The sequence below is a fragment of the Microbacterium phyllosphaerae genome (genome assembly GCF_050628115.1).
GTDB lineage: Bacteria > Actinomycetota > Actinomycetes > Actinomycetales > Microbacteriaceae > Microbacterium > Microbacterium phyllosphaerae_A.
This window is the reverse complement of record NZ_CP192502.1, coordinates 504,350-530,744: the sequence shown is the minus strand read 5'-3', so window position 1 is coordinate 530,744 and position 26,395 is coordinate 504,350. Positions and strand designations below refer to the sequence as shown.

The following is a 26,395-nucleotide window of genomic DNA, read 5'->3' as shown; positions in this document are numbered from 1 at the left end:
CATCCCGAACCCACTGAGAGGAGCACGATCATGAGCCGCATCCCCGAACCTGTCCAGACCCCTGAGGGCCCCGCCTACGAAGGGCGGCTGCTCGACCGGGTCGACGAGGAGGTCGTTGATCAGGGCGCGGCCTTCGACATCCGCACCCTCGTGACCCGTCGCGGCGTGCTCGGTCTCGCAGGCCTCGGCGTCGGCGCGGTCGTCCTGGCCGCCTGCGCTCCCGCGGCGACCGGCACGTCGAGCACGAGCAGCAGCGATCCCACTGAGACGACCGAGAGCGACGCGTCGACCGGCACCTCGACAGCAGCGGGGGAGATCCCCGACGAGACCGCCGGCCCGTATCCCGGAGACGGCTCCAACGGTCCCGACGTGCTCGAGGATTCCGGCATCGTGCGTCAGGACATCACGACCTCGATCGACGGCTCGGCCACGGCCGACGGCGTCCCCCTCACCTTCGAGTTCGAGGTGCTCGACCTGGCGAACGGCGGCGTGCCCTTCGCCGGCGTCGCCGTCTACGCCTGGCACTGCACCGCCCAGGGGGAGTGCTCGATGTACTCCTCGGGGCTGGAGGACGTCACGTATCTGCGCGGCGTGCAGGTGGCGGATGCCGAGGGCAAGGTCTCATTCTCGTCGATCTTCCCCGGGTGCTACTCGGGACGCTGGCCGCACATCCACTTCGAGGTGTATCCCGACGTCGACTCGATCACCGACTCCGCCAACGCGATCGCCACCTCGCAGATAGCTCTCCCCGAAGATGCGTGTGCTGCGGTGTATGCGGACTCCCGCTACGACGGCTCCTCGCAGAACCTGTCGCAGACGAGCCTCTCCGGCGACAACGTCTTCGGCGACGACTCCGCCGCCATGCAGCTGCCCACCATCGCGGGAGACGTGGCCGGCGGCTACGCGACCACCCTCGTGGTCGGCGTCGACACGACGACCATCCCCACCGCAGGCTCCGCCCCCTCGGGTAGTGGCGGCGGCCCCGGTGGCGGGCGAAACTGATCCTCGCCCTGTGGATGCCGATCTGCTAAGCTGATGCTGCAGCGTGTGTTCTGGCCCCCCTCTAGGCCACCACGAAGCCACTGATCAGGGCCATCACGGACCAAGCGCATCGATGCGCGCGGCATCCGCCCTCGATCTCATCATCTTGCGGGCCGCGACAGCGCGCGCCCGTCACACAGCAATGAGTACCACCATGAGTATGACCACTTTTCCGCCTTCTGACCCTTTGACCTGGAAACAGGCCGACACCGACGTGCACGTCGCGACCCGAGCCGGCGAGTTCGCCGGATTCGTCGAGTTCGACGGCACCACCCACCTCGCCCGCGACCAGCGGGGCACGGATCTCGGCTCGTTCGAGTCCCTCGACGACGCCCGCGACGCTCTCGAAAGCGCGAACACGCCGGAGCGGCGCCCGTCGGCATTCTCGCGGAGGCTGCGTCAGGTGCTGCGGCGCGGCCCGCATCGGGCGCGCGCCTGACCATCGCCTGTGACGTCACACAGAGTCGTCACAGAGTCCGCGACGTATTCCCCACAGCGCATGTGCGGGGGGTTAGGTTGAGGTAAGCGTTCGGCGATCTGCCTTGGGCTTTCCACAGCTCAAGGGCTCCGATCGACGGGAGAGCAACATCTCCATTTCACAGGTCGAAAAGACCGACGCAGTTCTCGGACCGGTACGTCAGACGTATTCGGGCAACGCGGACATCCCCCCGATGACCCACGCTTACAAGCAGGTGTCGCAGGTCATCCGCGAAACCGGACTGCTGCAGCGGGCCGGATGGTTCTACATCTTCGTGGCCGCAGGCATCGCCGTGGCCCTCGGTGGAGTCGTCACCGGCTTCATCCTTCTCGGAGACAGCTGGTTCCAGCTCCTGATGGCCGGTGCGCTGGGCATCATCCTCACGCAGGTGGCGTTCCTCGCCCATGAGGCCGCTCACCGCCAGATCCTCTCGACGGGCCCGGCGAACTTCCGCCTCGCCCGCATCCTCGCCGCCGGTGTCGTCGGCATCAGCTACTCCTGGTGGGACTCGAAGCACACCAAGCACCACGGAAACCCGAACCAGGTCGGCAAGGACCCCGACATCGAGGTCGACACCATCTCGTTCCTCGAGACGGATGCTGCGCAGTCGCGGGGTCTGATCCGCCTGATCACTCGCAAGCAGGGTTGGCTGTTCTTCCCGCTGCTCACCCTCGAGGGCCTGAACCTCCACTACCTCGGCGTCAAGCACCTGGTCACCAGCAAGAAGGCCAAGGGCCGCTGGATCGAGCTCGGCCTCATCGCCCTGCGCTTCGCGATCGTGCTCGTCCCGGTCTTCCTAATGCTGCCGCTCGGCATGGCCTTCGCCTTCATGGGCGTGCAGATGGCCGTCTTCGGCGTCTACATGGGCGCGTCGTTCGCGCCGAACCACAAGGGCATGCCGATCATCGACCCGAGCGCTCGCCTCGACTTCTTCTCGAAGCAGGTGCGCACCTCGCGCAACATCCGCGGCGGATGGTGGGCCACCTGGCTCATGGGCGGACTCAACTACCAGGTCGAGCACCACCTGTTCCCGAACATGCCGCGCCCGCACCTCTCGAAGGCCCGCGAGGTCGTCCGCGACTACTGTGCAGCCAACAACGTGCCGTACACCGAGACCAGCCTCGGCCGGTCGTACGCGATCGTCATCCAGTACCTCAACCGCGTCGGTCTCGCCGCGGGTGCTGATCCGTTCGACTGCCCCGCAGCCGCGCAGTTCGTCCGCGCGTAGAGCTCTGACGGCTTCGAAGCCGTCCCACGCATCGAACGGCCCCATCCTCCGGGATGGGGCCGTTCGCGTGCCGGGGAGTCAGTTGCGCCTGATCCAGCGGAACGTCGCGCGACTGAGGATGAAACCCGCCACGAGCCATGCGGTGAGGGCGATCGCCACGAGGCCGAGCTCCCACGATCCGCTCGGCTCGACCGCCGAGAACGACTCGGGCAGGATCGCCGCGCGCATCCCCTGAGCCATCCATTTCAGGGGGAAGACCGCAGCGACGTTCTGCAGCCATTCCGGCAGTGCGGTGAAGGCGATGTACACGCCCGAGATGAACTGCAGCAGCAGCACGACCGGGATCACCACCGCAGAGGCGGTCTTTCCGGACCGGGGCACCGCCGACAGCGCGATGCCTAGGAGGGTGCACGAGAGCAACCCGAGCACGAAGACCCAGGCGAAGCGCCCCCAGGCCTCGGCGTCGGACGGAAGCTCCACCTGATACAGGACGACGGCGACGACCAGCAGAAGCGTGATCTGCAGGATCGCAGTGACGAAGACCTCGCCGATCTTGCCGATGAAGTACGTGGCGGGTGAGATCGGAGTGCTGCCCAGCCTCTTGAGGGTTCCGTCGCTCTTCTCCACCGCGATCTCGATCGACAGGCCCTGCATGCCCGACAGGAAGATGCCTCCGGCCACGAGACCGGGAAGGTAGTAGGTCGCCATGCTGATCTTGTCGGCTCCCTCTCCGATGTCGCCCGTGAAGATCGTCGCGAAGATGAGGTACATCAGCGTCGGGAACAGGAAGGTGAAGAAGACCTGATCGCTGGCGCGGAAGTACTGACGCAGTTCGAACGGGATGCGGCGGACCCCGAGGCGGATGGTCCGAGCGAGCCCGAACCCCTGGTTGGCGGTCGTGGTGGCGGTCGGGGCGCTCATGCGGACTCCGTCACATCTGCCCGCAGGCCGTCGGCCGTCGGATCGGTGTCGGTGTCGGTGTCGGCTCCGTGCTCGCGGATGAGGCCGAGATAGATGTCCTCGAGCGTGGGACGCACCACCTCGAGGCTGTCCGGCTCGCCGCCAGCTCGCTGAAGTTCGGAGACGACAGCGCCGGGCGTGGTGGTGCGCTGTTCGTGGCGTACGCCGGCGGCATCCCTCCATCGCACCATCGGCGTGCGCGCCTCGGGCCCGCCGATCTCGTCGATCCGACCGATGGCCACGATCCGACCGTCCGTGATCACCGCAGCTCGATCGCCGAGACGCGCCGCCTCGTCGAGGTAATGGGTCGTCAGCAGGATGCTGGTGCCCTCCGCCTTCAGGGTGCGGATGAGCTGCCAGAACTGCTGCCGCGCCTCGGGGTCGAACCCTGTCGTCGGCTCATCGAGGAACAGCAGCTCGGGTCGGCCGATGATCCCGAGAGCGACGTCGAGGCGTCGTTGCTGACCGCCCGACAGCTTGCCCGCTCTCGATCGCTGCTTGTGCTCGAGCCCCACTGCGGCGATCACCTCGTCGACCGAGCGAGGGTCGGGGTAGTACCCGGCGAACTCGGTGAGGAGTTCGCGCACGGTGAAGTTCCCGGCCTCGCCGGTGGACTGCAGCACGATGCCGAGCCGAGCCTTCCACGACAGACCGCCGCGCTGGGGATCGACCCCGAGCACACGCACGTCACCGGAGGTGCGGTGCCGATAGCCCTCGAGGATCTCGATGGTCGTCGACTTGCCCGCGCCGTTCGGGCCGAGAAGGGCGAAGGTCTCTCCGCGGCGGATGTCGAAGGTGATGCCGTCGACCGCGACGGCGCCACCGTACTCTTTGCGGAGGTCCCGCACCTCGATCACGCTGTCTGTCATAGGTACAGCGTGCCCGCTGAAGGGCCGGAGCGATAGCCGGTGGGTGGACCACGAAGCGGGGGCGTGGACGGATATCCGCCCACGCCCCCGGTTCGTCAGTCAGGAGAGGATGCTCAGCGCGAGGCCTTCTCGTCGGACTCGACGACCTCGATCGTGATCTTGCCGTCGATGGTCTCCGCGTCGTCGTCGAGGAGCTCGTCGTCCAGCGCCTCGTCGCCGCGGAACTCCGACGCCGGCTCATCGGTCGCATCCGTGCCATAGGCCTCGGTGTCGTCGATCAGCTCGGCGTCGACGGCCTCGGCGGTGGCGGCGTCCTCGTCCTCGTCGGCATCCGCTGCGGTCACGACGGTTCCGAGGATCGGTGCCTCATCGCTGAAGATGCCGTCGGGGCGGATCAGCTCACGCACCTCGGCCATGAAGCTGGCGAGCTGCTGCTGCTGCCAGCGCAGCTGCCTGGCCTGATCCTCGGCGTCGCGCAGCACCGTGGAGGTGTGGCTCGTGACGGAGTCGACGATCTTCTGCGACTTCACGCGGGCGCGGTCGAGGGTGTCGCGCGCCCGCACCTGGGCATCCGCTTCGATGGTCTGCGCCTGCGAGCGCATCAGGCGCTCGTAGTCGTCGGCCTTGCCTGAGATGCGCTGTGCGTGATCGAGCGATGCGGCGACCTGCTCGTTCGCGTCGGTGGTGATGCGCTCGGCGTGGGCGACGGCCTGGTTGTGCAGCACCAGGAACTCCTGCTGTGCGTCGTCCTGGCGGCGGGTGAGGGTCTCTTCGAACTCGAGCACGCGGGCGTTCATCTCGCGTACCTCGCGCTCGGCGTCGGCGCGCAGCTGCGTGGTCTCGCGGGTGACGAGGGACCGCAGCGCGGCTGCGCCCTTCTCGGCCTCGGTGCGGATGGCCGTGGCCTCCTGCGTGGCCTGGTGCACCTTCTCGGCCGCGTGCGCAGCCTCGCGCTCGAGCGTGGCCTCGTGTGCGGTGTACTCGGTGTCGATCTTGAGACGCACCTGATCGGCGTCGTGCTGCGCCTGCGCGATGATGCGTGTGACGTCGGCGTCGGCCTCGGCCCGCTGCGTCGTGACCTCTTCGCGAGCGGCGGCCATCAGCCGGTCGGCCTGCACTGCAGCGTTCTGGATGAGCACGTTCGCCTGCTCCTCGGCGACGCGGAGGATCGCCTCGAACTGCTCGCGGGACGGCGCTTCCTGACCGTCAGCCCGAGGAGTGTCGACGAGTTCGTTGGTGAGTGTGGCGACCTGCGCTTCGGTCTCGGCTGCCTTCGCCTTGGCGGCGAGCAGCTCGGCCTCGAGTTCTTCGCGAGCGATGCGCTCCTCGTCGCGGAGAGCCTCGACGGCATCCTCATGGCGCGCCTCGGTCGCGGCGAGATCTGCCCTCGCCTGCTGCAGCTGGTTGCGGAGCGTACTGAGAGCCGAGTCGACCTCGGCCTTGTCGTAGCCGCGGAACGAGGCGGTGAAGCCGGACTGCTCACGCGGGTTCTCGCGGGGAGTCTCTTCGATCAGCTTGTCGAAGAAGTCGGGGGTGCGGTCGTTGTCGGGTGATGCACTCATGGGTCAGCCTTTCCGGCGCAGGTCACAGGGACTGAGAACTGTGATGAGAAGTGGTGCCGTCGCTGTCCGGCTGCAGGGCTGGTCGGGGCGTCATCGGCAATACCACAGCCTAGTTGCGACGGCTGTGAGATGCACCCGGTCCGAGAATCGTCTACTCGAGTGACCAGACGCCGGTGGTGCGGTCACGCCGATGGCGCAGTGCGGGCCCCGCGGTGGTCGCAATGCCGCGAGCGCTCGCCGCGGAGGCGACGCGGGAGCGCAGGTCCGCCCAGAACTCCGTGGTCTGCGGCTTCCCGAGGTACTCCCGGAACCGTTCGATCTGCACGCGAGTGCCGTCCTGGTCCTCGACGAGGCGGACGAGGGAGTCGTCGGGTTCGACGAAGCGGATGCCGTAGTCACCGCCCGCGAGCACGGTGAACTTGCGGGGCTGCTGCAGCGCGACGCCGTCGATGATCTCGCGCGCCACGGGTTCCGGCGCGTGGACCACGACCGTGGAGCCGAGCTCGCCGAGGACCTCTTCGAGGCGGGATGCTGTGACGCGCTGCTCTGCGCGCTCGCCGGCTGACCGGCTCGACCGGCGGACCCACCGTGGCAGGAAGATCGCCAGCACGATGACGCCGACGATCAGCGCGATGAAGAAGAGCGGGTTGTCCACGCGTCCAACCTACGGGGCGTGCGTCACCGCGGAACCCTTGGAGGAATTTAGCTACAGTGCTAGATTCGCAACATGACGATCATCCGCGATGTCAGAGCACAGCTCCGCAGGCGACTCCTCATCAGCTATCGCGTCGACCCGGCGGTCGCCGCGACTCTGCTGCCCGACGGCTTCCGTCCGCAGATCGTCGGCGGAGCGGCGCTCGCCGGAGTGTGCGTCCTGGGGTTGGAATCGATCCGGCCGAGCTGGGCCGATCGCCGGTGGGGCCTCCACTCCGAGAATGCCGCGCATCGGATCGCCGTCGAGTGGGACGGCGCGGATGGCGTCGAGCAGGGCGTCTTCATCTTCGAGAGGCACAGTTCGGCGTGGCATCCGGTCCTGTTCGGCGGGCGGATGTTCCCCGGGGTCCATCGCAAGGCGCGATTCCACACTCAGGAGGCGGGCGACCGCTATGCCCTCACGATGCAGGCAGGGGCGCACAGCCTCGATGCCGACGTCGAGGTGGGCGGCGAGTGGACGAGCGGGGTCTTCGCCTCTGTCGATGAGGCGTCGGACTTCTACCGGGCAGGCCGCGTCGGGTGGTCGCTGGGCCACGACGGGCGCACCGTCGAGCCGGTGGCCCTGTCCACGGGCGAATGGAAGATCGAGGGCGCGCAGTTGCACCACCTTCGGTCATCGTTCTTCGACGCGCTTCCTGAGGGCTCCGCGGTCTTCGACAGCGTGGTGGTGATGCGGGATCTTCCGCTGGTGCTCACGGACGCTCGGGGGCGCGCGGGCGCCGAGGGGTTCACCCCAGCAGGAACATGATCAGGATCAGTACGGGCAGGCATCCGAGCGTCGTGAGGAACACCGTGTCGCGCGAGATCGTCTCGCCGATGTCGTACCGCTGCGAATAGTTGAAGACGTTCTGCGCGGTCGGCAGGGCGGCGAGGATGACCACGATCAGCACCTCGGTCGACGACAGCCCGAACACGAACTCCGCGACGACCCACGCGATCAGAGGCATCGCGATGAGCTTGAGCGCCGTGGCGAGGATGATGTCCCGGCGGTGGCCCGGAGCGCCGAGTACCCGCTGGCCGTGCAGGGAGATGCCGTAGCTGATGAGCAGCACCGGCACCGCTGCGTCGGCGATGAGCTGCGCGGGCTCCATGACGATCGGGGGCACCGTGACGCCGAGCACCGAGACGAGGGTTCCGAGCAACGAGGCGATGATGATCGGGTTCGTTGCGGTGCGCACGAGCGTCTTGCGCAGCGAGACCCTGTCGCTGGTGACCGCGTCGAGGATCGTCAGCGAGATGGGTGTGAACACCAGCAGCTGCATGAGCACCACGGGGGCCGGGTAGGCGGCGCTGCCCAGCAGATAGAGCGACAGCGGGATGCCGATGTTGTTCGAGTTGACCTGGCCGGCGGACAGGGCGCCGATCAGCGTCTCGCCCACGGGGCGCTTCCACCACATGCGCGCGACGAGAGTGTAGACCGCGATGATCGACACGGCGGCGATCGCCGAGACCGGCAGCAGTGCGGAGAAGAGCATCTTCGCGTCGGCGTGGGCGAGCACCGTGAAGAGGAGGAACGGCGAGAGCACGAAGAAGATGAGACGGCCCAGCACGTGTCGGGCGTGCGGGCCGAGCAGGTCGATGCGTCCGAGCACGTAGCCGAGGGCGATCGCGACTCCCACGACGGCGAATCCGGTGAGCGTCTCGAGCATGATTCGAGCGTATCGAGGGTGGGCTCACGCCGTCGCCACCAACTGATCACGCGGACACGAAGGACCTAGCAGGTCGAGAGACTCCGCGTCAACGGTCGGGCCTCGACGAGCGTCAGGAGACCCGTCGCCATACGCTGAGATCACGACGAGCAGCAATCTGCCGCTCTCCGTCGGTCGAACCAGACGGTGCCCTCGAGTTCTCTCGGTCTTGAGCGCCCACATGGGGGTGGGTACGCTTGCGGACCTTCTCAATCGGCTGCTCCGGTCCTCCCCGTTCGGGCGAGGGAGGGCCGGGACCAACTACGTCGAGTCGCTCCGGCTACTTGAAGCGGAGCATCCGCTGCACGGCTTTCACGCCGGCGTTCGCACTGCGGGCGCGCATCGCCGACTCCAGCTCTTCGAGGGAGTCCCTCGTGTTCACTCGCGGCTCGCCGAGGTAGAGGTCGCGGAACACCAGGTACCAGAAGTCGCTCAGCATCAGGCGGTACAGGTCGTTGAGAGCGCGGTCGGTGAGGAACTCGAACAGCTCGACGTGCGCCTCGATCCAGCCTTCGCCGGATTCGACCGACTCGATCGCGTCGTGGATCAGCTCGCACGCGATGACGAGATCCTGCTCCGACAGTGCGAGCGCGGCCTCGCGGATGATCTCGCCGCCCTGAGACGCGGCGAACTCGCGGGTGATGCGGGAGCGCTCGTCCGTGATGTCGGTCACCATCGAGTAGCGGTTCGCGTGCACCTCCATCAACCCTGCGCGCGCGAGACGTTGCACGGCCTCGCGTACAGGTGTGCGCGTGACGCCGAGGTCGTCGGCGATCGCCTTGTCGCTCAGCTTCGCTCCGGGCGCATATGTGCCGTCGGCGATGGATGTCGCGAGGCGTCGGAAGAGCTCGTCCGGCCCCAGGTTCCGCTGCGCCCCAGGCGCAACGGGAAGTTCAGGTCCCATGTCGATATATTACGACGCTTAACAAAGGAAGCGTGTTTTTCATAGCGCTCTCTCATCTGGGAGAAGCAGCTTCAGGCGTCTGCGGAACGTGCCTCGCGGCTGACGCGGCAATTGTGGAGGGTCAGCACGATCATCGCCGCGACGGGGCCGGCTGCGATCACCATCACGGTCCAGTGCCACCCTTCGGTGCTGACGAACACAGCACCGAGCACGATCAGGCCTGCGGCGAGCGCACGCATCTGGACGGACCCGGGCGGAGTTTCGCGAGGGCGCGCACCGAAGGGGATGCGTACCCCGGCGTTCGCACGCAGAGTCCTGCCGAGTGCCACATGGAACAGCACGATGCCGATGACGGCGGAGGCGATCCCGGCGACGAACATGGCTTCGACGGTATCAGGGGAGGGTCTGGTGTCGCGTGGCCGTGAGCGGAGTGGCCTCTCGCGGAGTGGCCGACGGGGTCACTCGCTCCGACGCTCACGCCTTCGCAGCTGCTCCCAGAAGATCGTGATGATCAGTCCGATCATCAGACCGGACGGAGCGCCGATCGCCGCGCCGAGTCCTGGCTGGTCATTCAGTGCCCCGATGCCGAGGCCGACGAGCGCGCCCAGAGGAAGTCCGAGGAGGAGCGGGGCAGACGCCGCACCACCGCGAGGGTTGTGTCGAGCGTGCATGTGCTCAAGGTTAGAGCAGGGCGCCAAGTGCCCGCCAGGAAAAAGCGGAAACCCCCGCCATGTAGAAGCTAGGCGAGGGTTCCTAAGGTGACTGTAATGATCACCCTGTGGCTCCGACGGGCGTCGATCCCGTGACCTCACGATTTTCAGTCGTGCGCTCTACCAACTGAGCTACAGAGCCATGCGACCGGCTGAACCTGCCGCATCTAGACGAAAGGCCCTTCTCGAAGAAAAGGGCCCGTCGCTTAGAGCGACCCTGACGGGACTTGAACCCGCGACCTCCGCCGTGACAGGGCGGCACGCTAACCAACTGCGCTACAGGGCCATACTTGTTTTCAATTGTACCGGAAGGAGTGACCCCAACGGGATTCGAACCCGTGCTACCGCCGTGAAAGGGCGGCGTCCTAGGCCGCTAAACGATGGGGCCGAAGTCTGTCCCGGGGGACTTCCTTGCCGACGCTCAAGCATAAGGGAAGATTCGAGCAAAACGCGAATCGAGGGCGAGCCTGCTGTCTCCCGGGCGTGTTCGGGAGGACGATGGAGTCGTATCACTGTGCCCTCCGACGCTGTCCGCCCCTGGTGCGGATGTGAAGGATGTTGTTAGTGTGGCATTTGTGAAACCGGCGGAAGGGGCCGTGTGAACGACAAGCACTCCTCGAAGGATGCTGCCTCGGCGGCATCCGACGATTGCGGCTGCGCGCCCACACCTGCAGAAAGCCGAGCGTTCTGGAAGAACGGCTCGGTCACTCGTCGTAGTGCGCTCACGATGGGCGCACTCAGTGTCGTCGCGCTCAGCGCCTTCGGTGTCTCCTCCGGGGTGACCGCCGCGTACGCGGCGACGTACCCCAGCTGGGACGACGTGCAGCGCGCCATGGCGAACCAGTCCTCCAAGGCCGCCGAGGTCACCCGCATCGAGGGTCTGATCCAGTCGCTCACGCAGCGGGTCGCCGATGCGCAGGCGAAGGCACAGCTCGCCGGTGAGGAGTACAACACGGCGCAGCTGGCGTACTTCGACGCGATCGCCGTCGCCGAGGAGCTGCAGGCCCAGGCCGACGCGCAGGCTGTCGTCGCCGACGACGCGACCAAGAAGGCCGCCCAGCTCGCTGCCCAGCTCTACCGCAACGGCGGCGATGACACCGCCCTCGAACTGTTCTTCGCCGGCTCCGCCGACAACGCCGACGAGCTACTCTCGCGCCTCGGCTCGATGGACAAGGTCTACCAGTACAACCAGACCGTGCACGACAACGCTGTCGCCGCACGCAACTCCGCGCAGTCGCTGACCGATCAGGCCGTCGTCGCCCGCACCGAGCGCGACCGCCTGCAGCAGATCGCCGAGCAGAAGATGATCGAGGCGCAGGCCGCAGCGGATGCCGCTCAGGTCGCGCTCGACGAGCAGACGGCCAATCTCTCCACGATGCAGGCGCAGCTCGCAGCCCTCAAGGACGCCACCGCGACGACCGTCGCCGGCTACCAGGAGGGCGTGCGCGTCGCCGAGGAGCAGCGTAGGCAGCGCGAGGCAGCAGAGGCCGCAGCGGCCGCAGCCGGGAACAACGGCGGCGGCGGAGGCGGCGGTGGCGGCACGGGAGGGTCACCGGGTACCGGTGGCTGGGTTCGCCCGCACGGCGGCCACCGCAGCGCCGGATACGGCTCGCGCCCCAAGCCCTGCGCGGCCTGCTCCGGCTACCACTACGGGGTCGACCTCGCCAACGGCTGCGGAGCGGCGATCTACGCGGCGAATTCGGGAACCGTCGACTACGCCGGCCCGCGAGGGAACTACGGGAACTACATCCGCATCCAGCACGGCGGCGGGGTCTCGTCAGGCTACGCGCACATCAGGGACGGCGGATTCGCCGTCCGCAACGGCGCACAGGTGAGCTCCGGCCAGGTCATCGCCTACGCGGGCAACACCGGAGCATCCGTCGGATGCCACCTGCACTTCGAGGTCTACCTCAACGGGGCGTACACGAACCCGATCACGTTCCTCGCCGCCCGCGGCATCTCAGTCTGAGAACCGCGCCAGCGACGAAGAAGACCCCCGGTCCGCTCAGCGGAACCGGGGGTCTTCTTCGTGGAGCCTGGGGATCAGTGACCCTGCTCGCCGAAACGGACGATCGCCTCGTCGAGGATGCGCTGCGCCTCAGCAGCGTCGCCCCACTCGTCGACCTTGACCCACTTGTTGGGCTCGAGGTCCTTGTAGTGCTCGAAGAAGTGCGCGATCTCCTTCTTCGTGTACTCGGCGATGTCGTCGATGTCCTGGATGTGCGCCCAGCGGGGGTCCTTCGACAGGACGGCGACGAGCTTGTCGTCTCCGCCGGCCTCGTCGCTCATCTTGAGCACGGCGACGGGGCGCACCTCGACGACGACGCCCGGGTAGATGGCGTGGTCGAGGAGCACGAGCACGTCGAGCGGGTCGCCGTCCTCGCCGAGGGTGTTGTCGAAGTAGCCGTAGTCGGCGGGGTACCCGAAGGTCGTGTAGAGCACGCGGTCGAGGTGCACTCGCCCGGTCTCGTGGTCGACCTCGTACTTCACGCGGCTGCCGCGCGGGATCTCGATGACGGCGTCGTGTGCGCCCATGCGTGTGCTCCTCAGGAAAAGTTCGGTTGGATGCCGCCGACCAGCCTACCTTTCAGTGATCTGAGCCGTCGCGCGCATCATCTGTGCCACGCCCTCGCCGGCCTCGGGCGGTGGCGTGATTCAACAGACGTTCGAGAGGGCTGGACAGGATGACGAGCAGCAGCGCCGCATAGCCGATCGGGTGCACCCACGCCGCAATCGGCAGAGCGATCAGGAACAGGATGATCGCCGCGACGTCTCCGAGGACACCACGCCGCAGCACATCGGAGGGGAGATCGGTGAGAGCAGGATGCCGTCGGAGGTAGACCTTCGCGGCGAGTGTCGTCACCTGGGTGAGGATCAACGTCCCGATGTAGACCGCCGTCTGCAGGGGGTCCTCATCCATCTGGCCGAGCATGGCGGTAGGCACAGGGAGCCACACGATCGTGACCATCCAGGCGATGTTGATCCACAACAGCCCACCGGTCATGCCCTTCACCCCGGCGTACAGCCGATGATGCTCGAGCCAGAACGACGCGATCAGAACGAAGCTCAGGGCGAAGCTCAGGAGCTGTCCGTGGTGCTCCTCGAGGAATTCAGCCGTGCTCAGGTTGGCGGCACCTGCGTCCGACACCGATTCGAGCAACGGCAGGATGAGAAGAGTCATCGCGATCGCGACGACCGCGTCGACGAAGGTCGTGAACCGTTCGGTGCTGTACTGCTGCCCGCCCAATCGATCTGCCACGGCGCCAGGTTAGGGCCATCACCCGTTCACGCGCGACCCTTGTGCGACGATCCCGGCTCGTGATCTACCGTGGAGCTGTGCCGTCGCTCTCACCTGCCATCGCCGAGATCCGCCTAGCCGTGCGCACCGCGCTCGCCGATCTGCCCGAGGGATCGGCCATCGTCGTAGCTCTCTCCGGGGGAGCGGACTCGCTCGCGCTCGCCGCGGCGACCGCGTTCGAAGCCCCCAAGCTCGGACTCCGAGTGGGGAGCCTCACAGTCGACCACGGTCTTCAGGGCGACTCGGATGCCGTCGCTTCGCGCGCCGCGCGGACGGCGACGTCTCTCGGACTCGACGCACTCATCGTGCGGGTCGAGGTGGGCGAGGAGGGTGGTCCGGAGGCTGCGGCCCGCGACGCGCGGTACCGGGTCCTGAAGGACGCGGCAGCGGATGCCGGTGCCTCAGCCGTGCTGCTCGGGCACACGCTCGACGACCAGGCCGAGACGGTGCTGCTCGGACTCGCCCGTGGATCGGGCGCTGCGAGCCTTCAGGGCATGGCCCCGGTGCGCGAGGACGACGACGGAGTGCGGTGGGTGCGCCCGCTGCTCGGCGTGCGGCGCGAGACGACCCGCGCGTTCTGTGCGGCATCCGATCTCGAGTTCTGGGACGACCCCCACAACTCCGAGGACCGCTTCGCGCGGGTACGCGTGCGGGAGCGCGTGCTGCCCGTTCTCGAGTCGGAGCTGGGCCCGGGCATCGCCGAGGCCCTCGCCCGCACCGCCGAACAGCTTCGCGAGGATGCCGAGGCGTTCGACGAGATGATCCACGAGACGATCGAGGACATCGTCGAGCACGCCGAGGCGGGGATATCGGTGAGCGTCGCCGCCCTCGCCGCCAATCCGGCCGCCCTCCGCAACCGGATCATCCGCCTCGTCGTCGACAGCGAGTTCGGCGTGAGCCTGACGAGGCTGCAGACGCTCGAGGTCGCCCGTCTCGCGACGGACTGGTCGGGTCAGGGCCCCATCGATCTGCCCGCGTGCTCCGCGGCCAGGCTCGGCGGACGGATCGTCTTCACCGCGCGCTGAGTCGAAGCATCCGTCTCGTCTCGCTTCGCTCGCGCAACGACCGGGTCTGCGCTCACACGACCGGCACCGCGGTCGTCGAGCGAGGGAGCGGAGCGGAGCGACCGACACCTGTCGACCGCTCCGCCGTTCGCTACTTCTTGCCGCCGCCGAGCAGGCCACCGAGCAGGTCGCCGATCCCGCCGCCGCCCGAGGAGTTGCCTCCGCCGAGCAGGCCGCCCAACAGGTCGCCGATTCCGCCGCCGCCCGAGGAGTTGCCTCCGCCGAGCAGGCCGCCGATCACATCGCCGATCCCGCCGCCGCCGGACTGCGCCTCTGCGGTCTCGGTCTTCGTCGACTTGCCCTTGGTCGCATTGGCGATCAGGCCCATCACGATCGGGGCGAGGATCGGGAGCAGCTTGCCGAAGTCGATGCCTGCGGTCTCCTTCGACTCGGTGAGCTTCTGCGTGACCTTCTTCTCGTCGGCGCCGAGGATGTGCGAGACGATCTTGCCGCCGTCCGCCTGGTCGATGTCGTCGACCTTCGAGGCGCCGGTCTTGCCCTCGTGGCGCTTGAGCGCGTTCTCGATCGCGGAGGAGCCCTCGGCGGTCGAGGCGTTCTTCGCCAGACCGCCCAACAGCACGGCGCCGCCCTGCTCGACAGCCGACTTGGCGACCTCGGGGGAGACTCCGAGCTTCGCGGCGATGTCGTCGATCGGGACCTGCGTGAGGATGTCGTCGAGAGCCATGGAGATTCCTTCCGTCTGGGGCGTCCGCCCGTGTCACCGCCCAGAGTAGTGGGGAACACGGGGCAGCGGTGTAGCCTGTCGTAGCCTTCGCCGAACGGCGGAGCCCCGGGGGGAAGCATGTCGAGGAAACACATCTCGATCACGAGCAGCGCCGTGAACGGAGCCGTGGACAGTATCGTGACCGCACTGCAGGACATTCGGACGTCGCTCGACGATCTCGACGCCGAGATCGACCGCCTCGATGAGGCCTGGAGCGGCGAGGCGAAAGAGGCCTATCGGTACGCCCAGCGCGCGTGGATGGCCGACTTCCGCGATCTCCACGGCATCGCGAACCAGGTGATCGCTGCAGCGTCCACCGCGTCGTTGGAGTTCAGTCGCGTCGAGAGTGCGAATGCGGGGGTGTGGCGATGACCTTCTCCGTCGAACTCGCAGCTCTCGACAAGCTCGCCGACGAGGCACAGGGACTCGCCGACCTCACCGGGTACGGATCCTACTGCTCCGCCACCACCGCGCTGATGTTCACGAGCTCCTACGTGCAGCTGGGGTACATCCCGCCGGTCAGCATCTACAGTCAGGTGGCGGGACTCACCGACGAGGTGCGGGCGAACTCGCTCAGCGTCTTCGAGCGCATGGGCACGACATTCCTGGCATCCGCGACGGAGGTCCGCGCCACGGCGCAGAACTACGAGGACCTGGACCAGACGGAGCGCGCGCGGCTGGACGCCGCGTATCCGGATGCTGCGTCGGTGGGCGCAGTCAGCCTCCCGCCTCCCGTCTGCGTCGTCTCACCGGCGCACGCGTTCGACAACATCCCCGCCCCAGCCTCGAGCGACTGGGTCTCGAAGATCCTGTCGGCCAACTGGCTCAGCCCGACCGACATGGTCGCGACGATCATCGACATGCTCTTCGACTGGAACCCGCTCGACGAGGTGTCGAAGCGATTCATCGGCGACTGGTCCTATGTGGAGTCGACCGCCGTGGCCTTCGGCCAGCTCGGCGACTACTGCCGTGCGACGGGCAACAGCGCGATCCAGAGTGCGAGCGCCGCGATGACGGACTGGACGGGTGAGGCGGCCGAGGCCGCCGCCGCCTGGTTCGCGCAGTGGCCGGGAATCGGCGACGACCTCGGCTCGCAGTTCGACACGTTGAAGAACGAGTACACGACGATCTACATCGGCATGTCTGCTCTCGGCGACATCCTCGCCGGTCTGTTCGCGCAGATCATGGACCAGATCCTCTACGTCGCTCTGCTCGCGCTCGCCGGCACCGCGCTCATCGAGACCGTGATCGGGACGGTGATCCTCTGGGCGCTCGCCGCCCTCGAAGCGGCGAAGGTCCCTTCGCTCATCATCGAGGCATATCAGACCGTGCAGAAGGCGAACGACTACTGGAACGTGCTCGCCGCGGCCGTCTCGGTGATCCAGCTGCAGCTCACGCCGGACAGCATCACCGCCTCGATCCCCAGCGGATACGACAACACACAGGTGGACGCATGACTCAGGATTCACGGGGCTCTGGCCCGCGAGACGCAGACGACCAGCCCATCTTCGGGTCTTTCGCCGTCGGCTCCGAGCAGGATCGGAAGGCGCGCGAGGCCCTGCGGCAGCTGAGGGAGACGGCGCAGGACGACTCGATGCGCCGATCGGTGGAATCCGTGCTTAACGGACGGACGACGATCCAGCAGCTCTTCGACTCGCCCGAGATCAAGGCCCGGATGACGGCGTTGAACGAGCGGGTGCAGGACGAGGTGCGTCAGATGACTCCTGAACAGCGAGCCGAGATGATGAAGCGGTTCCGGCCGGCGGAGGAGCGATGAGGCGGGTGGCGTCGATGCGGCTCGCCGCGGTCCTGGCCGCCGGGTTGCTCGTCGCGGTCTCGGCGACCGGATGCGCACCTGCAGCGGAGTCCGATCCGCAGAGCATCTCGATCTTCTACTCGGAGGAGGGGGCGACGTCGAACGCGGAGATCGCGGTCGACGGCCTTCGCTGCTCGGAGGCCCAGGGGCTCCGCACATTCATCGGGGGCGGTGACGTCGAGGGGCGCGCGGCCGTGACGATCTCGATCCTCGACGGTCAGGCGACCGTCGCGATCCACCTCGAAGACGACCGCTGGTTCGTGAGCAGCGGCGGCGCCGAGCCGGACGGCGACTCGGTCACGTTCGACGGCTTCGAGGGATCGGTCGTCGAACAGGGCGCCGACCTCGACATCCTCGGCATCGTCGATGAGGCCGCCACGCTCTCGGGCACGCTCACCTGCAGCTGACGCACACCCCCCGGACGGGTGCGTGCACCGGCACACCGCTCGGTTGTGGCGGTGGCCGTCCGACGACGTAACATCGATCCATGCGCGCCGCGGAAATCCAGGACGACCTTGCTCAGATCCTCGTGACCGAGGAGGAGATCATCGCGAAGCTCGACGAGCTCGCGACTCAGGTCGCCGCCGACTACGAAGGCAAGGAGCTCGTCCTCGTCGGCGTTCTCAAGGGTGCGGTCATGGTCATGGCCGATTTCGCCCGCGCGCTGCCCTTCCACGCGCCGATGGACTGGATGGCCGTCTCGAGCTACGGGGCGAGCACGAAGTCGAGCGGCGTCGTGCAGATCCGCAAGGACCTCGACACCGATCTGAACGGCAAGCACGTTCTGATCGTCGAGGACATCATCGATTCCGGCCTCACCCTCAGCTGGCTGCTCGAGAACTTCGAGTCGCGGGGCGCGGAGTCGATCGAGGTGCTGGCGCTGCTGCGCAAGCCCGAGGCTGCGAAGGTCGTCATCGACTGCAAGTACGTCGGCTTCGACATCCCCACCGACTTCGTCGTGGGCTACGGCCTCGACTACGACGAGCGCTACCGCAACCTCCGCGATGTCGCGGTGCTGGCGCCGCACGTCTACAGCTGAGCGCGTCTCGTCTCGTCGCGGGCTTCTCGCTCAACGGACGGTGGAGTACCGATACGCCGTGGGTGAACGCACAGCGGCCACCTAGGGCACGCGCGATACGCTGATCCGACCATGGATGTCAAGAAGCTCACGCGGAATCCGCTGATCTACGTCGCCCTGATCGGCCTGCTGCTGTTCGGCGGCTTCCTTCTGATCTCGAACCTCGGCGCGCCGAAGCAGATCACGACCCAGGAGGGTCTGAAGCTGCTCGCCGGCGAGTCGGTCACCGAGGTCGTCAACACCGACGGCGATCAGCGGGTCGACATGACTCTGTCGAAGGCGTTCGAGGGTTCCGAGAACGTGCAGTTCTACTACGTCGACGCCCGTGCCGACGAGGTGGTCAAGGCGATCAACGACGCCGACCCGAAGGACGGCTTCAACGACGCCGTTCCGCGCGCGACCTGGTTCGACGGCATCCTCTCCCTTCTTCTTCCCCTCGTGCTGCTCGGCCTGCTGTTCTGGTGGCTGCTGTCGTCGATGCAGGGCGGTGGCGGCAAGGTCATGCAGTTCGGCAAGTCCAAGGCCAAGCTCGTCAACAAGGAGACCCCGACGGTCACCTTCGCCGACGTCGCCGGTGCCGACGAGGCGATCGAGGAGCTCCACGAGATCAAGGAGTTCCTGCAGGATCCGGCCAAGTTCCAGGCGATCGGCGCCCGCATCCCGAAGGGTGTGCTGCTGTACGGCCCTCCCGGAACCGGAAAGACGCTGCTCGCCCGTGCCGTCGCCGGTGAAGCCGGAGCGCCGTTCTACTCGATCTCGGGTTCGGACTTCGTCGAGATGTTCGTCGGTGTCGGTGCATCCCGAGTGCGCGACCTGTTCAACGTGGCCAAGGAGAACTCTCCCGCGATCATCTTCATCGATGAGATCGACGCCGTCGGTCGCCACCGTGGTGCCGGTATGGGCGGCGGAAACGATGAGCGCGAGCAGACGCTCAATCAGATGCTCGTCGAGATGGACGGCTTCGACCCGAACGCGAACGTCATCGTGATCGCGGCGACGAACCGTCCCGACATCCTCGACCCCGCGCTGCTCCGCCCCGGTCGTTTCGACCGCCAGATCGGTGTCGACGCCCCCGACCTGCGCGGTCGCCAGAAGATCCTCGAGGTGCACAGCAAGGGCAAGCCGCTGTCGAAGAGCGTCGACCTCGAGGTCGTCGCCCGCAAGACCCCCGGCTTCACCGGAGCCGATCTCGCGAACGTGCTCAATGAAGCCGCCCTGCTGACCGCTCGCTCGAACGCGCAGCTGGTCGACAACCGCGCCCTCGACGAGGCCATCGACCGCGTGATCGCCGGCCCTCAGCGTCGCACCCGCGTCATGAAGGACAAGGAGAAGCTCATCACCGCCTACCACGAGGGCGGCCACGCGCTCGCAGCGGCGGCGATGAACTACACCGACCCCGTCACGAAGATCACGATCCTGCCCCGCGGCAAGGCTCTCGGCTACACGATGGTGCTGCCGCTCGACGACAAGTACTCCGTCACGCGCAACGAGCTGCAGGACCAGCTCACGTACGCCATGGGTGGCCGCGTCGCTGAGGAGATCATCTTCCACGACCCGACCACGGGCGCATCGAACGACATCGAGAAGGCGACCTCGATCGCCCGCAAGATGGTCATCGAATACGGCATGACCACCCAGGTCGGGCCGGTCAAGCTCGGCTCCGAGGGTGGCGACATGTTCGTCGCGCGCGACATGGGGCGTGGCCGCGAGTACTCCGAGAAGGTCGCCGAGAGGGTGGATGCCGAGGTGCGCGCGCTCATCGAACAGGCCCACAACGAGGCCTACGAGGTCATCAGCGCCAACCGTGACATCCTCGACAGGCTCGCCCTGGCGCTGCTCGAGGAGGAGACCCTCGACCACAACCAGATCGCCGAGATCTTCACCGAGGTGAAGAAGCTCCCCGAGCGCCCGCTCTGGCTCTCCAGCGAAGCCCGTCCGGTGTCGGAGCGGCCTCCGATCGAGGTCCCGAAGAAGGACGTCTCGCTCGCCGCATCGGTCGAGGCTCCGTCGGCGGCCACGCGCACGCAGCAGGGATCCGCGAACGCCGGTCAGGCACGACCCGCGACGGCCTGACCCGTGTCCGTCGACCGTGCACGTGTCGAGCGACTGACACGAGAACTGCTCGAGGCGATCGGGGAGGACCCGGATCGTCCCGGTCTGAAGCAGACCCCCTCGCGCATGGGCGAGCTGTACGCGGAGTTCTTCGCCGGAGTCGGCGAGGACGCCGCGGCGCCCCTCGCCCACACGATCAGCGTCGCCCGTGGCCCTGCCCCGGACACGCTGCCGTCCGGTGCGGTCCTGCTGCGCGACATCCGGTTCCGGTCGGTGTGCGAACACCACCTGCTGCCGTTCGCGGGGCGGGCGCACATCGCCTATCTTCCGGGCGAGCAGGTGGTCGGTCTCGGTGCGCTCGTGCGGGTGGTCGAGACCCTCGCGGCTCGGCCGCAGGTGCAGGAGCGTCTCGGCGAGCAGATCGCCGACTCGATCGCGGAGCACCTCGACACCCGCGGGGTGCTGGTCGTGCTCGACGCAAGCCACGGCTGCGTCACGATGCGCGGAGGACGCCAGCCCGAGGCCTCCACCCTGACGATCGCCGCGCGCGGCGAGTACACGGATGCGGTCGCTCGGGCCGAGCTCATCGCGCTGATCGGCGCATCGACCGGATCGGCGCACCCATGACCGGCATCTGGGGCATCGTCAACATCACGCCCGACTCGTTCAGCGACGGCGGGCGGTACTTCGATGTCGACCGGGCGGTCGCGCACGGTCTGCAGCTGCGGGCCGACGGTGCCACGGTGCTCGACATCGGCGGCGAGTCGACCCGACCAGGCGCCGAGCGCGTGGGAGCGGCGGAGGAGCAGCGGCGTGTGCTGCCGGTGATCGAGCGGCTGGTCGCCGAGGGCGCGCCGGTCAGCATAGACACCCTCAACGCCTCGACCGCCGCCGCCGCGGTGCGAGCGGGAGCGCGGATCGTCAACGACGTGTCGGGCGGTCTGGCCGACCCCGACATGCTCGCGGCGGTCGCCGAATCCGGCGCCGACTATGCGATCGGGCATTGGCGCGACGCTCCGGACGACATGTACGCGAACGCCGTCTACCGTCGTACCGCTCGCGAGGTGGCCGGGGAGCTGCAGGAGCGGATGGGCGAAGCCGCGGCATCCGGGATCGCGCCGTCTCGGCTGATCCTCGATCCGGGCATCGGATTCTCGAAGAAGGGCGGCCAGAACTGGGGTGTCCTGCGGGGACTCGACGAGATCGTCGCCCTCGGGCCGCGGGTGCTCATCGGCACGTCGCGCAAGAGATTCCTCGCGGAGACCATCGGCGTCGACCCGGGGGAGGTCTCGGAAGCGCGACGCGATCTCGCGACCGCGGTGACCAGTGCACTCGCCGCCCGAGCGGGTGTGTGGGCCGTGCGGGTGCACGATGTCGGTGCCACCCGCGATGCTCTCGCCATAACCCACGCCTGGGACGGGAGGTAGGACCATGGATTTCCTGGATGAGATCGTCTTGACGGGGCTCACCGTCTTCGGCCGGCACGGCGTCTACGACCATGAGCGCGAGAACGGTCAGGAGTTCACGATCGATCTCCGCCTGATGATGCCGCTGCGTGAGGCCGCGGCATCCGACGACGTCGCCGACACCGTGCACTACGGCGAACTCGCCGAGAAGGTGGCCGCCGTGGTCGGGGGAGAGCCCGTCAACCTCATCGAGACGCTGGCGGAGCGCATCGCGGATGTCGCTCTGGCCGATTCCCGCGTGCACGCCGTCACGGTCACGGTGCACAAGCCGCATGCCCCGATCGCGCTGTCCTTCGGCGACGTCGCCGTGACGGTGCACCGGGCTCAGAAGCACTCGGCCACGGAGGTGTCGCGATGAGCCGCAACCTGGCGAACCCGCCGAGCATCCCCGGCCCGCGCCCCGGCAGGGACGAAGCGGTGGCTGTGGTCGCCTTCGGGGCGAATCTCGGCGACCGCGAGGCCACGATCCGCGCAGCGGCTGAGCGCATCGCGCGGCTGCCTCTGGTGAGCGACGTCCGCCTGTCTCCGCTGTTCGAGACGGTCGCGCTGCGACTCGATGGCCCCGACCCCGAGGCCCCCGGATACGTCAACGCCGTGGCTCTCGTGACCACGCGCCTCGCGCCCTCGATCCTCCTCGGGATGCTGCACGCGATCGAGGACGAGCACGGCAGGGAGCGCCACGTGCGCTGGGGCGACCGGACCCTCGACCTCGATCTGATCGCCTACGGCGATGAGGCCTCCGATGACGAGCGCCTGCAGCTGCCGCATCCGCGCGCTTTCGAGCGGCTGTTCGTGCTCGAGCCCTGGCTCGAACTCGATGCCGATGCCGAGCTGCCGGGCCGCGGCCGCGTCGCTGACCTCGTCGCGCGCCTGCGCGCCTCGGAGCAGTGATGAAGCGCACCTCTGTCGGGCTGCTCGTCGTCCTCGCGCTCCTCGCCGGTGCGGCGGGTTACGTGCTCGACCACATGCTCACCGCCATGGGGCGCACCACGTTCACTCCGTCGCTGCTGCTGCCCGTGCTGCTTCTGCTGATCGCCGCCGCGTCGCTCGGCGTGGCCTGGCCGGTGCGTGCGAGCGTGCGTCAGGGCATCCGCATCGACCCGTTCCGCGCGACCCGCGCCGTGACGCTCGCCCGTGCCTCGAGCCTCGTGGGCGCGATCATGGCGGGGTTCGGAGCTGGCCTCCTGGTGTTCCTCCTGTCGAGGCCGGTCGATCCCCCGGTAGGGTCGACTGTGGCGATGCTGGCACTGATCGGAAGCGCGATCGTGCTCGTGGTCGCCGCGCTCATCGCCGAACAGTTCTGCATACTTCCGAAGGATCCTGATGACTCAGAACCCAGAGATCGAGCCGGGGATCCCGGCCCCGCTGAACTCGGCGGAGGTCACTGACCTCGCCTCTCTCGACCAAGGCACCTACTCCCAGCTGCGCACCGCTCGCAATGAGGCGAGGCTGGAGCTCGACGGCAGCTGGCACCAGATCTCCCCGCGATACGTCGTGTCGCAGATCCTGCAGAACGTGATCTTCGTGGCATTCGTGCTGGCCGTCGCGCTGGTTCTCGCGCTGGTGCTGCATCAGACGTGGGTGTGGATACCCACCGGCGTCGTGGTGCTGATCACGCTGATCACGCTGATCATCCTGCCGCGGCAGGCGAAGGCCATCGGTTACATGCTCCGCGCCGACGACATCGTCTTCCGTAAGGGAATCCTCTGGCAGCGCATGATCGCGGTGCCCTACGGGCGCATGCAGCTGGTGGACATCACTCAGGGACCGCTCGACCGCGCCTTCGGGGTCACGCAGCTCAAGATGGTGACGGCAGCCGCGACCACCGGCGTGCAGATCCCCGGGCTCACCCAGGCGGCGTCCGAGGCCCTGCGCGACACGCTCATCGAAGTGGCCGAGACCCGCCGGACGGGCCTGTGAGCGAGCAGCAGTTCCCGCCGCCGCCCGTGGCGAACGTCGAGCCGCGGGTCGAGTCGACGACCCTCGCCGACGGCGAGTGGCATCGGATGCATCCGCTCACCCCGCTGTTCAAAGGCGGTCTGGCGCTCATCATCATCGCCGGTATCGCGATCGCGAACCTGCGCGACCGTCTCATCGCCTGGTTCGTCGACCTCTTCACTCCGGAAGAAGCGCACTACGACGACTACACAGGCGGCGACCCGGTCGACTGGGTGCTCGCCAACAACCTGATCCTCGTCGTGCTGCTCGGCGTGCTGGCGCTGGTTGTCGTGCTGGTGGGGATCTTCTGGTTCATCTGGCGTTTCCAGCAGTTCAGGATCACGGGTGACCACGTCGAGGTGCGCAAGGGCATCATCTTCCGCTCGCACCGCCGCGCGCCGCTGGATCGGGTGCAGGGCGTGAACCTCACGCGTCCGTTCCCCGCGCGCATCATCGGCCTCGCGAAGCTCGAGGTGGTGGGTGCCGGCACAGATTCGAACGTCGAGCTCGAGTACCTGGCCACGCCTCGCGCAGAGTCCGTGCGCTCGGACATCCTCCGCCTCGCCTCCGGGGCTCGCGCCGCGCGGCAGACGGCATCGGATGCGGCAGCCGGAGTGCGCCCGGCGAATCCTGCCGGAGCCGTTCCCGGTGCTCCCGCGTCGGCCAGGGCTCAGCTCGTCGGTTCGGTGAACGACGGCGTCAACGGTCTGATCGGCGGTGTCGATCTCGCCGATGTCGAACCCGAGAGCGTGGTCAAGATCCCGGCCGGGCGTCTGATCGGATCGCAGCTGATCTCGAGCGTGCTGTGGGTCGTGTTCTTCGGCGTGATCTTCGGCGTCGCGGTCGGCGGCGTCGCGATCGGATCGCTGATCGACGGCGACCCGATCGGAGGCTTCCTCGGCCTCGGGATCACACTCGGCATCGGCATCCCGATGGTCATCGCCGTGGTCGGCATCACCTGGGCGCAGATCTCGAAGTCCCTGCGGTATTCGATCGCGCCGACTCCTGACGGCGTGCGGATCACCTACGGGCTGCTGACCACCGTCACCGAGACGCTGCCCCCGGGGCGCATCTTCGCCGTGGAGGTCACGCAGTCGCTGCTGTGGCGTCCGTTCGGCTGGTGGACCATCAAGATCAACCGCATGAGCGGCAAGAGCGCAGCTCAGCAGTCGTCCGGCTCGGCGCAGCAGTTCAACGTCGTGCTGCCGGTGGGCAAGCGCGCCGACGTCGAACGCGTGCTCGCGCTGATCCTCCCGGACGCGCCCGTCGCCGACATCCCGCTCGTCTGGGAGCACGGCATCCTCGGCCCGGTCGAGGGCGATCCGTACCGCACGATGCCACGTCGGGCGTGGTGGCGGAGGCCCCTGTCGTGGAAGCGGCACGGCTACGCGCTCACCGAGTTCGGGCTGCTGCTGCGCAGAGGAACGGTCTGGCGCAAGCTGGCCGTCTTCCCGCTCGCCCGGCTGCAGGGCGTCTCGCTCTCCCAAGGACCGATCGACCGCGCTCAGCGCGTCTCGGGGGCGCAGGTGCACTCGGTGCAGGGTCTCATCACCGGCTACCTGTCGGGGCTCGAGCGGGATGACGCGCTCTTCCTCCTCGACGGTGTGAGTTCGGCCGCGGTCGCCGCTGCGGCGCGTGACCACACGCATCGCTGGGGCGAGTATGTGACGGATGCCGGGGGCGCGCAGGTTCCCGGTGGGTATCCGGGTGCCGGTGCCGAGGCCGCGCCGGGTGCCGGTGTCGAGCCCGATGCGCTCGGCGCTCCTCCGATGCCGCCCGTGGGTGCGCCCGCGCCGGTGACCCCGCCTCCGCCGTATGTCGGCTCGGGTGCGCCGCCTGTGCCTCCGGTCGCGCCTGCTGCGCCTCCCGTCTCCTCGCCTGCCGCTCCGCCTGCTCTGCCGGTGGCTCCTCCTGTTCCGCCGGTGACGCCGCCTCCGCCTTACGTGCCGCCGGGTGCCGCGCCGGTGGCTCCTCCTGCGCCGCCCGCCGCCCCGCCCGCCCCGCCGGTGGCCGCTCCTGCTCCTCCGGCATCTCCGTCCGCGCCTCCGGCGCCGAACGGTGAGTGATCCGTCGCGCCGCGACGGGCGCCTCGGAGTCGGCATCATCGGCGCGGGACGCGTCGGTCCTGTCATCGGCGCGGCGCTCGCCGGCGCCGGTCACGCGATCACGGGAATCACGAGCGGATCGGACGACGATCGGGCGTCCGCCGTGCTCCCCGCGGTGCCCATCCTCGACGCGCTCGAAGTGGTGCGGCGCAGTGAACTCGTCATCGTCGCCGTTCCGCACGACCAGCTTCCCGCCCTGATCGCGGGCATCGCCGAGGTGGGCGGGTGGCAGCTCGGACAGCTCGTGCTGCACACCGACCCCGGGTACGGCATCGACGTGCTGCGGCCCGCCGCCGAGAGCGGTGCGATCGCGCTCGCCGTGCACCCGGCCATCACGTTCACGGGCACGACGATCGACCTGCGCCAGCTGCAGGCGAGCTACGCCGCAGTCACGGCGCCGGCAGCGGTGCTCCCGATCGCCCAGGCGCTGGCGGTGGAGATGGGATGCGAGCCCGTGGTCATCGCCGAAGCCGACAGGGCGGCGTACGCGGACGTGATCCAGGCTGCGACCGAGTTCTCGCGGTCGATCATCGTGCAGTCGACCACGCGCCTCGGCGAGATCGGCATCGAGAACCCGGGCGGGTACCTGTCGGCTTTGGTGCAGTCGACCGTCGAGCGGGCGCTGCGGGACGCGTCCGGTCCCTCGCCTCTGCTCTGAGGCCGGACGCACACCGAGGTCAGACGCACACCGAGTCCGGAC

The 26,395-nt window shown here is 68.0% G+C and carries 31 protein-coding genes and 3 tRNA genes; 20 read left to right on the top strand and 14 right to left on the bottom strand.

The window, feature by feature from the left end:
- Positions 1-30: 30 nt before the first annotated feature.
- The 3 genes from ACQ4LY_RS02390 (at position 31) to ACQ4LY_RS02380 (ending at position 2,747) form a co-directional block, all read left to right on the top strand.
- On the top strand, positions 31-1,002 hold the full coding sequence (locus ACQ4LY_RS02390; protein WP_431074397.1) for a 3,4-dioxygenase subunit beta: 972 nt from the start codon (positions 31-33) through the stop codon (positions 1,000-1,002).
- A 226-nt stretch (positions 1,003-1,228) separates the two neighbouring features.
- Positions 1,229-1,480, top strand: coding sequence for a hypothetical protein (locus tag ACQ4LY_RS02385; protein WP_431074396.1), 252 nt, complete (start codon positions 1,229-1,231; stop codon positions 1,478-1,480).
- A 148-nt stretch (positions 1,481-1,628) separates the two neighbouring features.
- Complete coding sequence (locus ACQ4LY_RS02380; RefSeq protein ID WP_431075736.1) at positions 1,629-2,747, top strand: fatty acid desaturase family protein; 1,119 nt, start codon at positions 1,629-1,631, stop codon at positions 2,745-2,747.
- Positions 2,748-2,825: 78 nt separating this feature from the next.
- Here ACQ4LY_RS02380 and ACQ4LY_RS02375 read toward each other — a convergent pair whose 3' ends face one another.
- The 4 genes from ACQ4LY_RS02375 to ACQ4LY_RS02360 all read right to left on the bottom strand — a co-directional run bounded on the left by ACQ4LY_RS02375 (position 2,826) and on the right by ACQ4LY_RS02360 (position 6,793).
- Entirely contained in the window at positions 2,826-3,668 is an 843-nt protein-coding gene (locus ACQ4LY_RS02375) for an ABC transporter permease (RefSeq protein WP_431074395.1), read from the bottom strand.
- On the bottom strand, positions 3,665-4,576 hold the full coding sequence (locus ACQ4LY_RS02370; RefSeq protein WP_431074394.1) for an ABC transporter ATP-binding protein: 912 nt from the start codon (positions 4,574-4,576) through the stop codon (positions 3,665-3,667). Before ACQ4LY_RS02370 ends, ACQ4LY_RS02375 begins: the two co-directional genes overlap by 4 nt.
- A 113-nt stretch (positions 4,577-4,689) precedes the next feature.
- The gene (locus ACQ4LY_RS02365; protein WP_431074393.1) at positions 4,690-6,138 is read right to left on the bottom strand and encodes a cell division initiation protein; all 1,449 of its coding nucleotides are present in this window, start codon (positions 6,136-6,138) and stop codon (positions 4,690-4,692) included.
- A 151-nt stretch (positions 6,139-6,289) separates the two neighbouring features.
- Positions 6,290-6,793, bottom strand: a complete 504-nt coding sequence (locus ACQ4LY_RS02360; RefSeq protein ID WP_431074392.1) for a hypothetical protein — start codon at positions 6,791-6,793, stop codon at positions 6,290-6,292.
- 72 nt (positions 6,794-6,865) lie between these two features.
- On the opposite strand from ACQ4LY_RS02360, the gene ACQ4LY_RS02355 reads away from it, so the two are divergent.
- A complete protein-coding gene (locus ACQ4LY_RS02355) occupies positions 6,866-7,600 on the top strand; it encodes a DUF2071 domain-containing protein (RefSeq protein WP_431074391.1) in 735 nt (244 codons plus the stop codon).
- Here ACQ4LY_RS02355 and ACQ4LY_RS02350 read toward each other — a convergent pair.
- The 7 genes from ACQ4LY_RS02350 to ACQ4LY_RS02320 all read right to left on the bottom strand — a co-directional run bounded on the left by ACQ4LY_RS02350 (position 7,581) and on the right by ACQ4LY_RS02320 (position 10,542).
- On the bottom strand, positions 7,581-8,501 hold the full coding sequence (locus ACQ4LY_RS02350; RefSeq protein WP_431074390.1) for an AEC family transporter: 921 nt from the start codon (positions 8,499-8,501) through the stop codon (positions 7,581-7,583). The genes ACQ4LY_RS02355 and ACQ4LY_RS02350 overlap by 20 nt on opposite strands.
- 319 nt (positions 8,502-8,820) lie before the next feature.
- Positions 8,821-9,444, bottom strand: coding sequence for a GntR family transcriptional regulator (locus tag ACQ4LY_RS02345; protein WP_431074389.1), 624 nt, complete (start codon positions 9,442-9,444; stop codon positions 8,821-8,823).
- Between the two features lie 71 nt (positions 9,445-9,515).
- Positions 9,516-9,824, bottom strand: a complete 309-nt coding sequence (locus ACQ4LY_RS02340) for a hypothetical protein (RefSeq protein WP_431074388.1) — start codon at positions 9,822-9,824, stop codon at positions 9,516-9,518.
- A 78-nt stretch (positions 9,825-9,902) separates the two neighbouring features.
- A complete protein-coding gene (locus ACQ4LY_RS02335; protein ID WP_431074387.1) occupies positions 9,903-10,115 on the bottom strand; it encodes a hypothetical protein in 213 nt (70 codons plus the stop codon).
- Between the two features lie 108 nt (positions 10,116-10,223).
- A tRNA-Phe gene (locus tag ACQ4LY_RS02330) sits at positions 10,224-10,296 on the bottom strand.
- A 70-nt stretch (positions 10,297-10,366) separates the two neighbouring features.
- A tRNA-Asp gene (locus ACQ4LY_RS02325) sits at positions 10,367-10,440 on the bottom strand.
- 29 nt (positions 10,441-10,469) lie between these two features.
- Positions 10,470-10,542 (bottom strand) — tRNA-Glu (locus ACQ4LY_RS02320).
- 210 nt (positions 10,543-10,752) lie between these two features.
- Here ACQ4LY_RS02320 and ACQ4LY_RS02315 point away from each other — a divergent pair.
- Positions 10,753-12,123: a peptidoglycan DD-metalloendopeptidase family protein gene (locus ACQ4LY_RS02315; protein WP_431074386.1), complete on the top strand. Its 1,371-nt coding sequence runs from the start codon at positions 10,753-10,755 to the stop codon at positions 12,121-12,123.
- A gap of 74 nt (positions 12,124-12,197) precedes the next feature.
- On the opposite strand, the gene ACQ4LY_RS02310 is transcribed toward ACQ4LY_RS02315, so the two are convergent.
- Together ACQ4LY_RS02310 and ACQ4LY_RS02305 are read right to left on the bottom strand one after the other, a co-directional pair.
- A complete protein-coding gene (locus ACQ4LY_RS02310) occupies positions 12,198-12,689 on the bottom strand; it encodes an inorganic diphosphatase (RefSeq protein WP_055869737.1) in 492 nt (163 codons plus the stop codon).
- A gap of 52 nt (positions 12,690-12,741) precedes the next feature.
- Positions 12,742-13,413 (bottom strand): TMEM175 family protein, encoded by a 672-nt coding sequence (locus ACQ4LY_RS02305; RefSeq protein ID WP_431074385.1) that lies wholly within the window; start codon positions 13,411-13,413, stop codon positions 12,742-12,744.
- A 77-nt stretch (positions 13,414-13,490) separates the two neighbouring features.
- On the opposite strand from ACQ4LY_RS02305, the gene tilS reads away from it, so the two are divergent.
- Positions 13,491-14,477 carry a tRNA lysidine(34) synthetase TilS gene (gene tilS, locus ACQ4LY_RS02300; protein WP_431074384.1) on the top strand — a complete coding sequence of 329 codons (987 nt, stop codon included), beginning with the start codon at positions 13,491-13,493 and terminating at the stop codon, positions 14,475-14,477.
- 130 nt (positions 14,478-14,607) lie between these two features.
- Here the strand turns inward: tilS and ACQ4LY_RS02295 are convergent, their stop codons facing one another.
- Positions 14,608-15,201: a DUF937 domain-containing protein gene (locus ACQ4LY_RS02295; RefSeq protein ID WP_431074383.1), complete on the bottom strand. Its 594-nt coding sequence runs from the start codon at positions 15,199-15,201 to the stop codon at positions 14,608-14,610.
- A 117-nt stretch (positions 15,202-15,318) separates the two neighbouring features.
- Between ACQ4LY_RS02295 and ACQ4LY_RS02290 the strand changes: the two genes are divergently transcribed.
- The 14 genes from ACQ4LY_RS02290 (at position 15,319) to ACQ4LY_RS02225 (ending at position 26,353) form a co-directional block, all read left to right on the top strand.
- On the top strand, positions 15,319-15,612 hold the full coding sequence (locus ACQ4LY_RS02290) for a WXG100 family type VII secretion target (RefSeq protein ID WP_431074382.1): 294 nt from the start codon (positions 15,319-15,321) through the stop codon (positions 15,610-15,612).
- A complete protein-coding gene (locus ACQ4LY_RS02285; RefSeq protein ID WP_431074381.1) occupies positions 15,609-16,697 on the top strand; it encodes a hypothetical protein in 1,089 nt (362 codons plus the stop codon). Before ACQ4LY_RS02290 ends, ACQ4LY_RS02285 begins: the two co-directional genes overlap by 4 nt.
- On the top strand, positions 16,694-17,017 hold the full coding sequence (locus tag ACQ4LY_RS02280) for a hypothetical protein (protein ID WP_431074380.1): 324 nt from the start codon (positions 16,694-16,696) through the stop codon (positions 17,015-17,017). The genes ACQ4LY_RS02285 and ACQ4LY_RS02280 overlap by 4 nt, the downstream gene beginning before the upstream one ends.
- Complete coding sequence (locus ACQ4LY_RS02275; RefSeq protein ID WP_431074379.1) at positions 17,014-17,463, top strand: hypothetical protein; 450 nt, start codon at positions 17,014-17,016, stop codon at positions 17,461-17,463. Before ACQ4LY_RS02280 ends, ACQ4LY_RS02275 begins: the two co-directional genes overlap by 4 nt.
- Before the next feature lie 80 nt (positions 17,464-17,543).
- Positions 17,544-18,095 carry a hypoxanthine phosphoribosyltransferase gene (gene hpt / locus ACQ4LY_RS02270; protein WP_056309897.1) on the top strand — a complete coding sequence of 184 codons (552 nt, stop codon included), beginning with the start codon at positions 17,544-17,546 and terminating at the stop codon, positions 18,093-18,095.
- A 111-nt stretch (positions 18,096-18,206) separates the two neighbouring features.
- Positions 18,207-20,207 (top strand): ATP-dependent zinc metalloprotease FtsH, encoded by a 2,001-nt coding sequence (gene ftsH, locus ACQ4LY_RS02265; protein WP_431074378.1) that lies wholly within the window; start codon positions 18,207-18,209, stop codon positions 20,205-20,207.
- 3 nt (positions 20,208-20,210) lie between these two features.
- Positions 20,211-20,813 carry a GTP cyclohydrolase I gene (gene folE, locus ACQ4LY_RS02260; protein ID WP_431074377.1) on the top strand — a complete coding sequence of 201 codons (603 nt, stop codon included), beginning with the start codon at positions 20,211-20,213 and terminating at the stop codon, positions 20,811-20,813.
- Entirely contained in the window at positions 20,810-21,613 is an 804-nt protein-coding gene (gene folP / locus ACQ4LY_RS02255; RefSeq protein ID WP_431074376.1) for a dihydropteroate synthase, read from the top strand. The genes folE and folP overlap by 4 nt, the downstream gene beginning before the upstream one ends.
- A gap of 4 nt (positions 21,614-21,617) precedes the next feature.
- Entirely contained in the window at positions 21,618-22,010 is a 393-nt protein-coding gene (gene folB, locus ACQ4LY_RS02250) for a dihydroneopterin aldolase (RefSeq protein WP_431074375.1), read from the top strand.
- Positions 22,007-22,543, top strand: a complete 537-nt coding sequence (gene folK, locus ACQ4LY_RS02245; protein ID WP_431074373.1) for a 2-amino-4-hydroxy-6-hydroxymethyldihydropteridine diphosphokinase — start codon at positions 22,007-22,009, stop codon at positions 22,541-22,543. The genes folB and folK overlap by 4 nt, the downstream gene beginning before the upstream one ends.
- Positions 22,543-23,040, top strand: a complete 498-nt coding sequence (locus tag ACQ4LY_RS02240; RefSeq protein ID WP_431074372.1) for a DUF3180 domain-containing protein — start codon at positions 22,543-22,545, stop codon at positions 23,038-23,040. The genes folK and ACQ4LY_RS02240 overlap by 1 nt, the downstream gene beginning before the upstream one ends.
- Entirely contained in the window at positions 22,976-23,572 is a 597-nt protein-coding gene (locus tag ACQ4LY_RS02235) for a PH domain-containing protein (protein ID WP_431074371.1), read from the top strand. The genes ACQ4LY_RS02240 and ACQ4LY_RS02235 overlap by 65 nt, the downstream gene beginning before the upstream one ends.
- The gene (locus ACQ4LY_RS02230; protein WP_431074370.1) at positions 23,569-25,656 is read left to right on the top strand and encodes a PH domain-containing protein; all 2,088 of its coding nucleotides are present in this window, start codon (positions 23,569-23,571) and stop codon (positions 25,654-25,656) included. The genes ACQ4LY_RS02235 and ACQ4LY_RS02230 overlap by 4 nt, the downstream gene beginning before the upstream one ends.
- Positions 25,649-26,353 carry a DUF2520 domain-containing protein gene (locus tag ACQ4LY_RS02225; protein WP_431074369.1) on the top strand — a complete coding sequence of 235 codons (705 nt, stop codon included), beginning with the start codon at positions 25,649-25,651 and terminating at the stop codon, positions 26,351-26,353. Before ACQ4LY_RS02230 ends, ACQ4LY_RS02225 begins: the two co-directional genes overlap by 8 nt.
- The last annotated feature ends 42 nt before the right edge of the window (positions 26,354-26,395 follow it).

What these genes read in the sequence shown, in the direction of transcription:
- ACQ4LY_RS02390 (WP_431074397.1), top strand. Translation starts at nt 31, where the DNA reads ATGAGCCGCATCCCCGAACCTGTCCAGACCCCTGAGGGCCCCGCCTAC.
- ACQ4LY_RS02375 (WP_431074395.1), bottom strand. Translation starts at nt 3,668, where the DNA reads ATGAGCGCCCCGACCGCCACCACGACCGCCAACCAGGGGTTCGGGCTC.
- ACQ4LY_RS02370 (WP_431074394.1), bottom strand. Translation starts at nt 4,576, where the DNA reads ATGACAGACAGCGTGATCGAGGTGCGGGACCTCCGCAAAGAGTACGGT.
- ACQ4LY_RS02365 (WP_431074393.1), bottom strand. Translation starts at nt 6,138, where the DNA reads ATGAGTGCATCACCCGACAACGACCGCACCCCCGACTTCTTCGACAAG.
- ACQ4LY_RS02355 (WP_431074391.1), top strand. Translation starts at nt 6,866, where the DNA reads ATGACGATCATCCGCGATGTCAGAGCACAGCTCCGCAGGCGACTCCTC.
- ACQ4LY_RS02350 (WP_431074390.1), bottom strand. Translation starts at nt 8,501, where the DNA reads ATGCTCGAGACGCTCACCGGATTCGCCGTCGTGGGAGTCGCGATCGCC.
- ACQ4LY_RS02345 (WP_431074389.1), bottom strand. Translation starts at nt 9,444, where the DNA reads ATGGGACCTGAACTTCCCGTTGCGCCTGGGGCGCAGCGGAACCTGGGG.
- ACQ4LY_RS02340 (WP_431074388.1), bottom strand. Translation starts at nt 9,824, where the DNA reads ATGTTCGTCGCCGGGATCGCCTCCGCCGTCATCGGCATCGTGCTGTTC.
- ACQ4LY_RS02335 (WP_431074387.1), bottom strand. Translation starts at nt 10,115, where the DNA reads ATGCACGCTCGACACAACCCTCGCGGTGGTGCGGCGTCTGCCCCGCTC.
- ACQ4LY_RS02310 (WP_055869737.1), bottom strand. Translation starts at nt 12,689, where the DNA reads ATGGGCGCACACGACGCCGTCATCGAGATCCCGCGCGGCAGCCGCGTG.
- ACQ4LY_RS02295 (WP_431074383.1), bottom strand. Translation starts at nt 15,201, where the DNA reads ATGGCTCTCGACGACATCCTCACGCAGGTCCCGATCGACGACATCGCC.
- ACQ4LY_RS02290 (WP_431074382.1), top strand. Translation starts at nt 15,319, where the DNA reads ATGTCGAGGAAACACATCTCGATCACGAGCAGCGCCGTGAACGGAGCC.
- ACQ4LY_RS02285 (WP_431074381.1), top strand. Translation starts at nt 15,609, where the DNA reads ATGACCTTCTCCGTCGAACTCGCAGCTCTCGACAAGCTCGCCGACGAG.
- ACQ4LY_RS02280 (WP_431074380.1), top strand. Translation starts at nt 16,694, where the DNA reads ATGACTCAGGATTCACGGGGCTCTGGCCCGCGAGACGCAGACGACCAG.
- ACQ4LY_RS02275 (WP_431074379.1), top strand. Translation starts at nt 17,014, where the DNA reads ATGAGGCGGGTGGCGTCGATGCGGCTCGCCGCGGTCCTGGCCGCCGGG.
- hpt (WP_056309897.1), top strand. Translation starts at nt 17,544, where the DNA reads ATGCGCGCCGCGGAAATCCAGGACGACCTTGCTCAGATCCTCGTGACC.
- ftsH (WP_431074378.1), top strand. Translation starts at nt 18,207, where the DNA reads ATGGATGTCAAGAAGCTCACGCGGAATCCGCTGATCTACGTCGCCCTG.
- folP (WP_431074376.1), top strand. Translation starts at nt 20,810, where the DNA reads ATGACCGGCATCTGGGGCATCGTCAACATCACGCCCGACTCGTTCAGC.
- folB (WP_431074375.1), top strand. Translation starts at nt 21,618, where the DNA reads ATGGATTTCCTGGATGAGATCGTCTTGACGGGGCTCACCGTCTTCGGC.
- folK (WP_431074373.1), top strand. Translation starts at nt 22,007, where the DNA reads ATGAGCCGCAACCTGGCGAACCCGCCGAGCATCCCCGGCCCGCGCCCC.
- ACQ4LY_RS02240 (WP_431074372.1), top strand. Translation starts at nt 22,543, where the DNA reads ATGAAGCGCACCTCTGTCGGGCTGCTCGTCGTCCTCGCGCTCCTCGCC.
- ACQ4LY_RS02235 (WP_431074371.1), top strand. Translation starts at nt 22,976, where the DNA reads ATGACTCAGAACCCAGAGATCGAGCCGGGGATCCCGGCCCCGCTGAAC.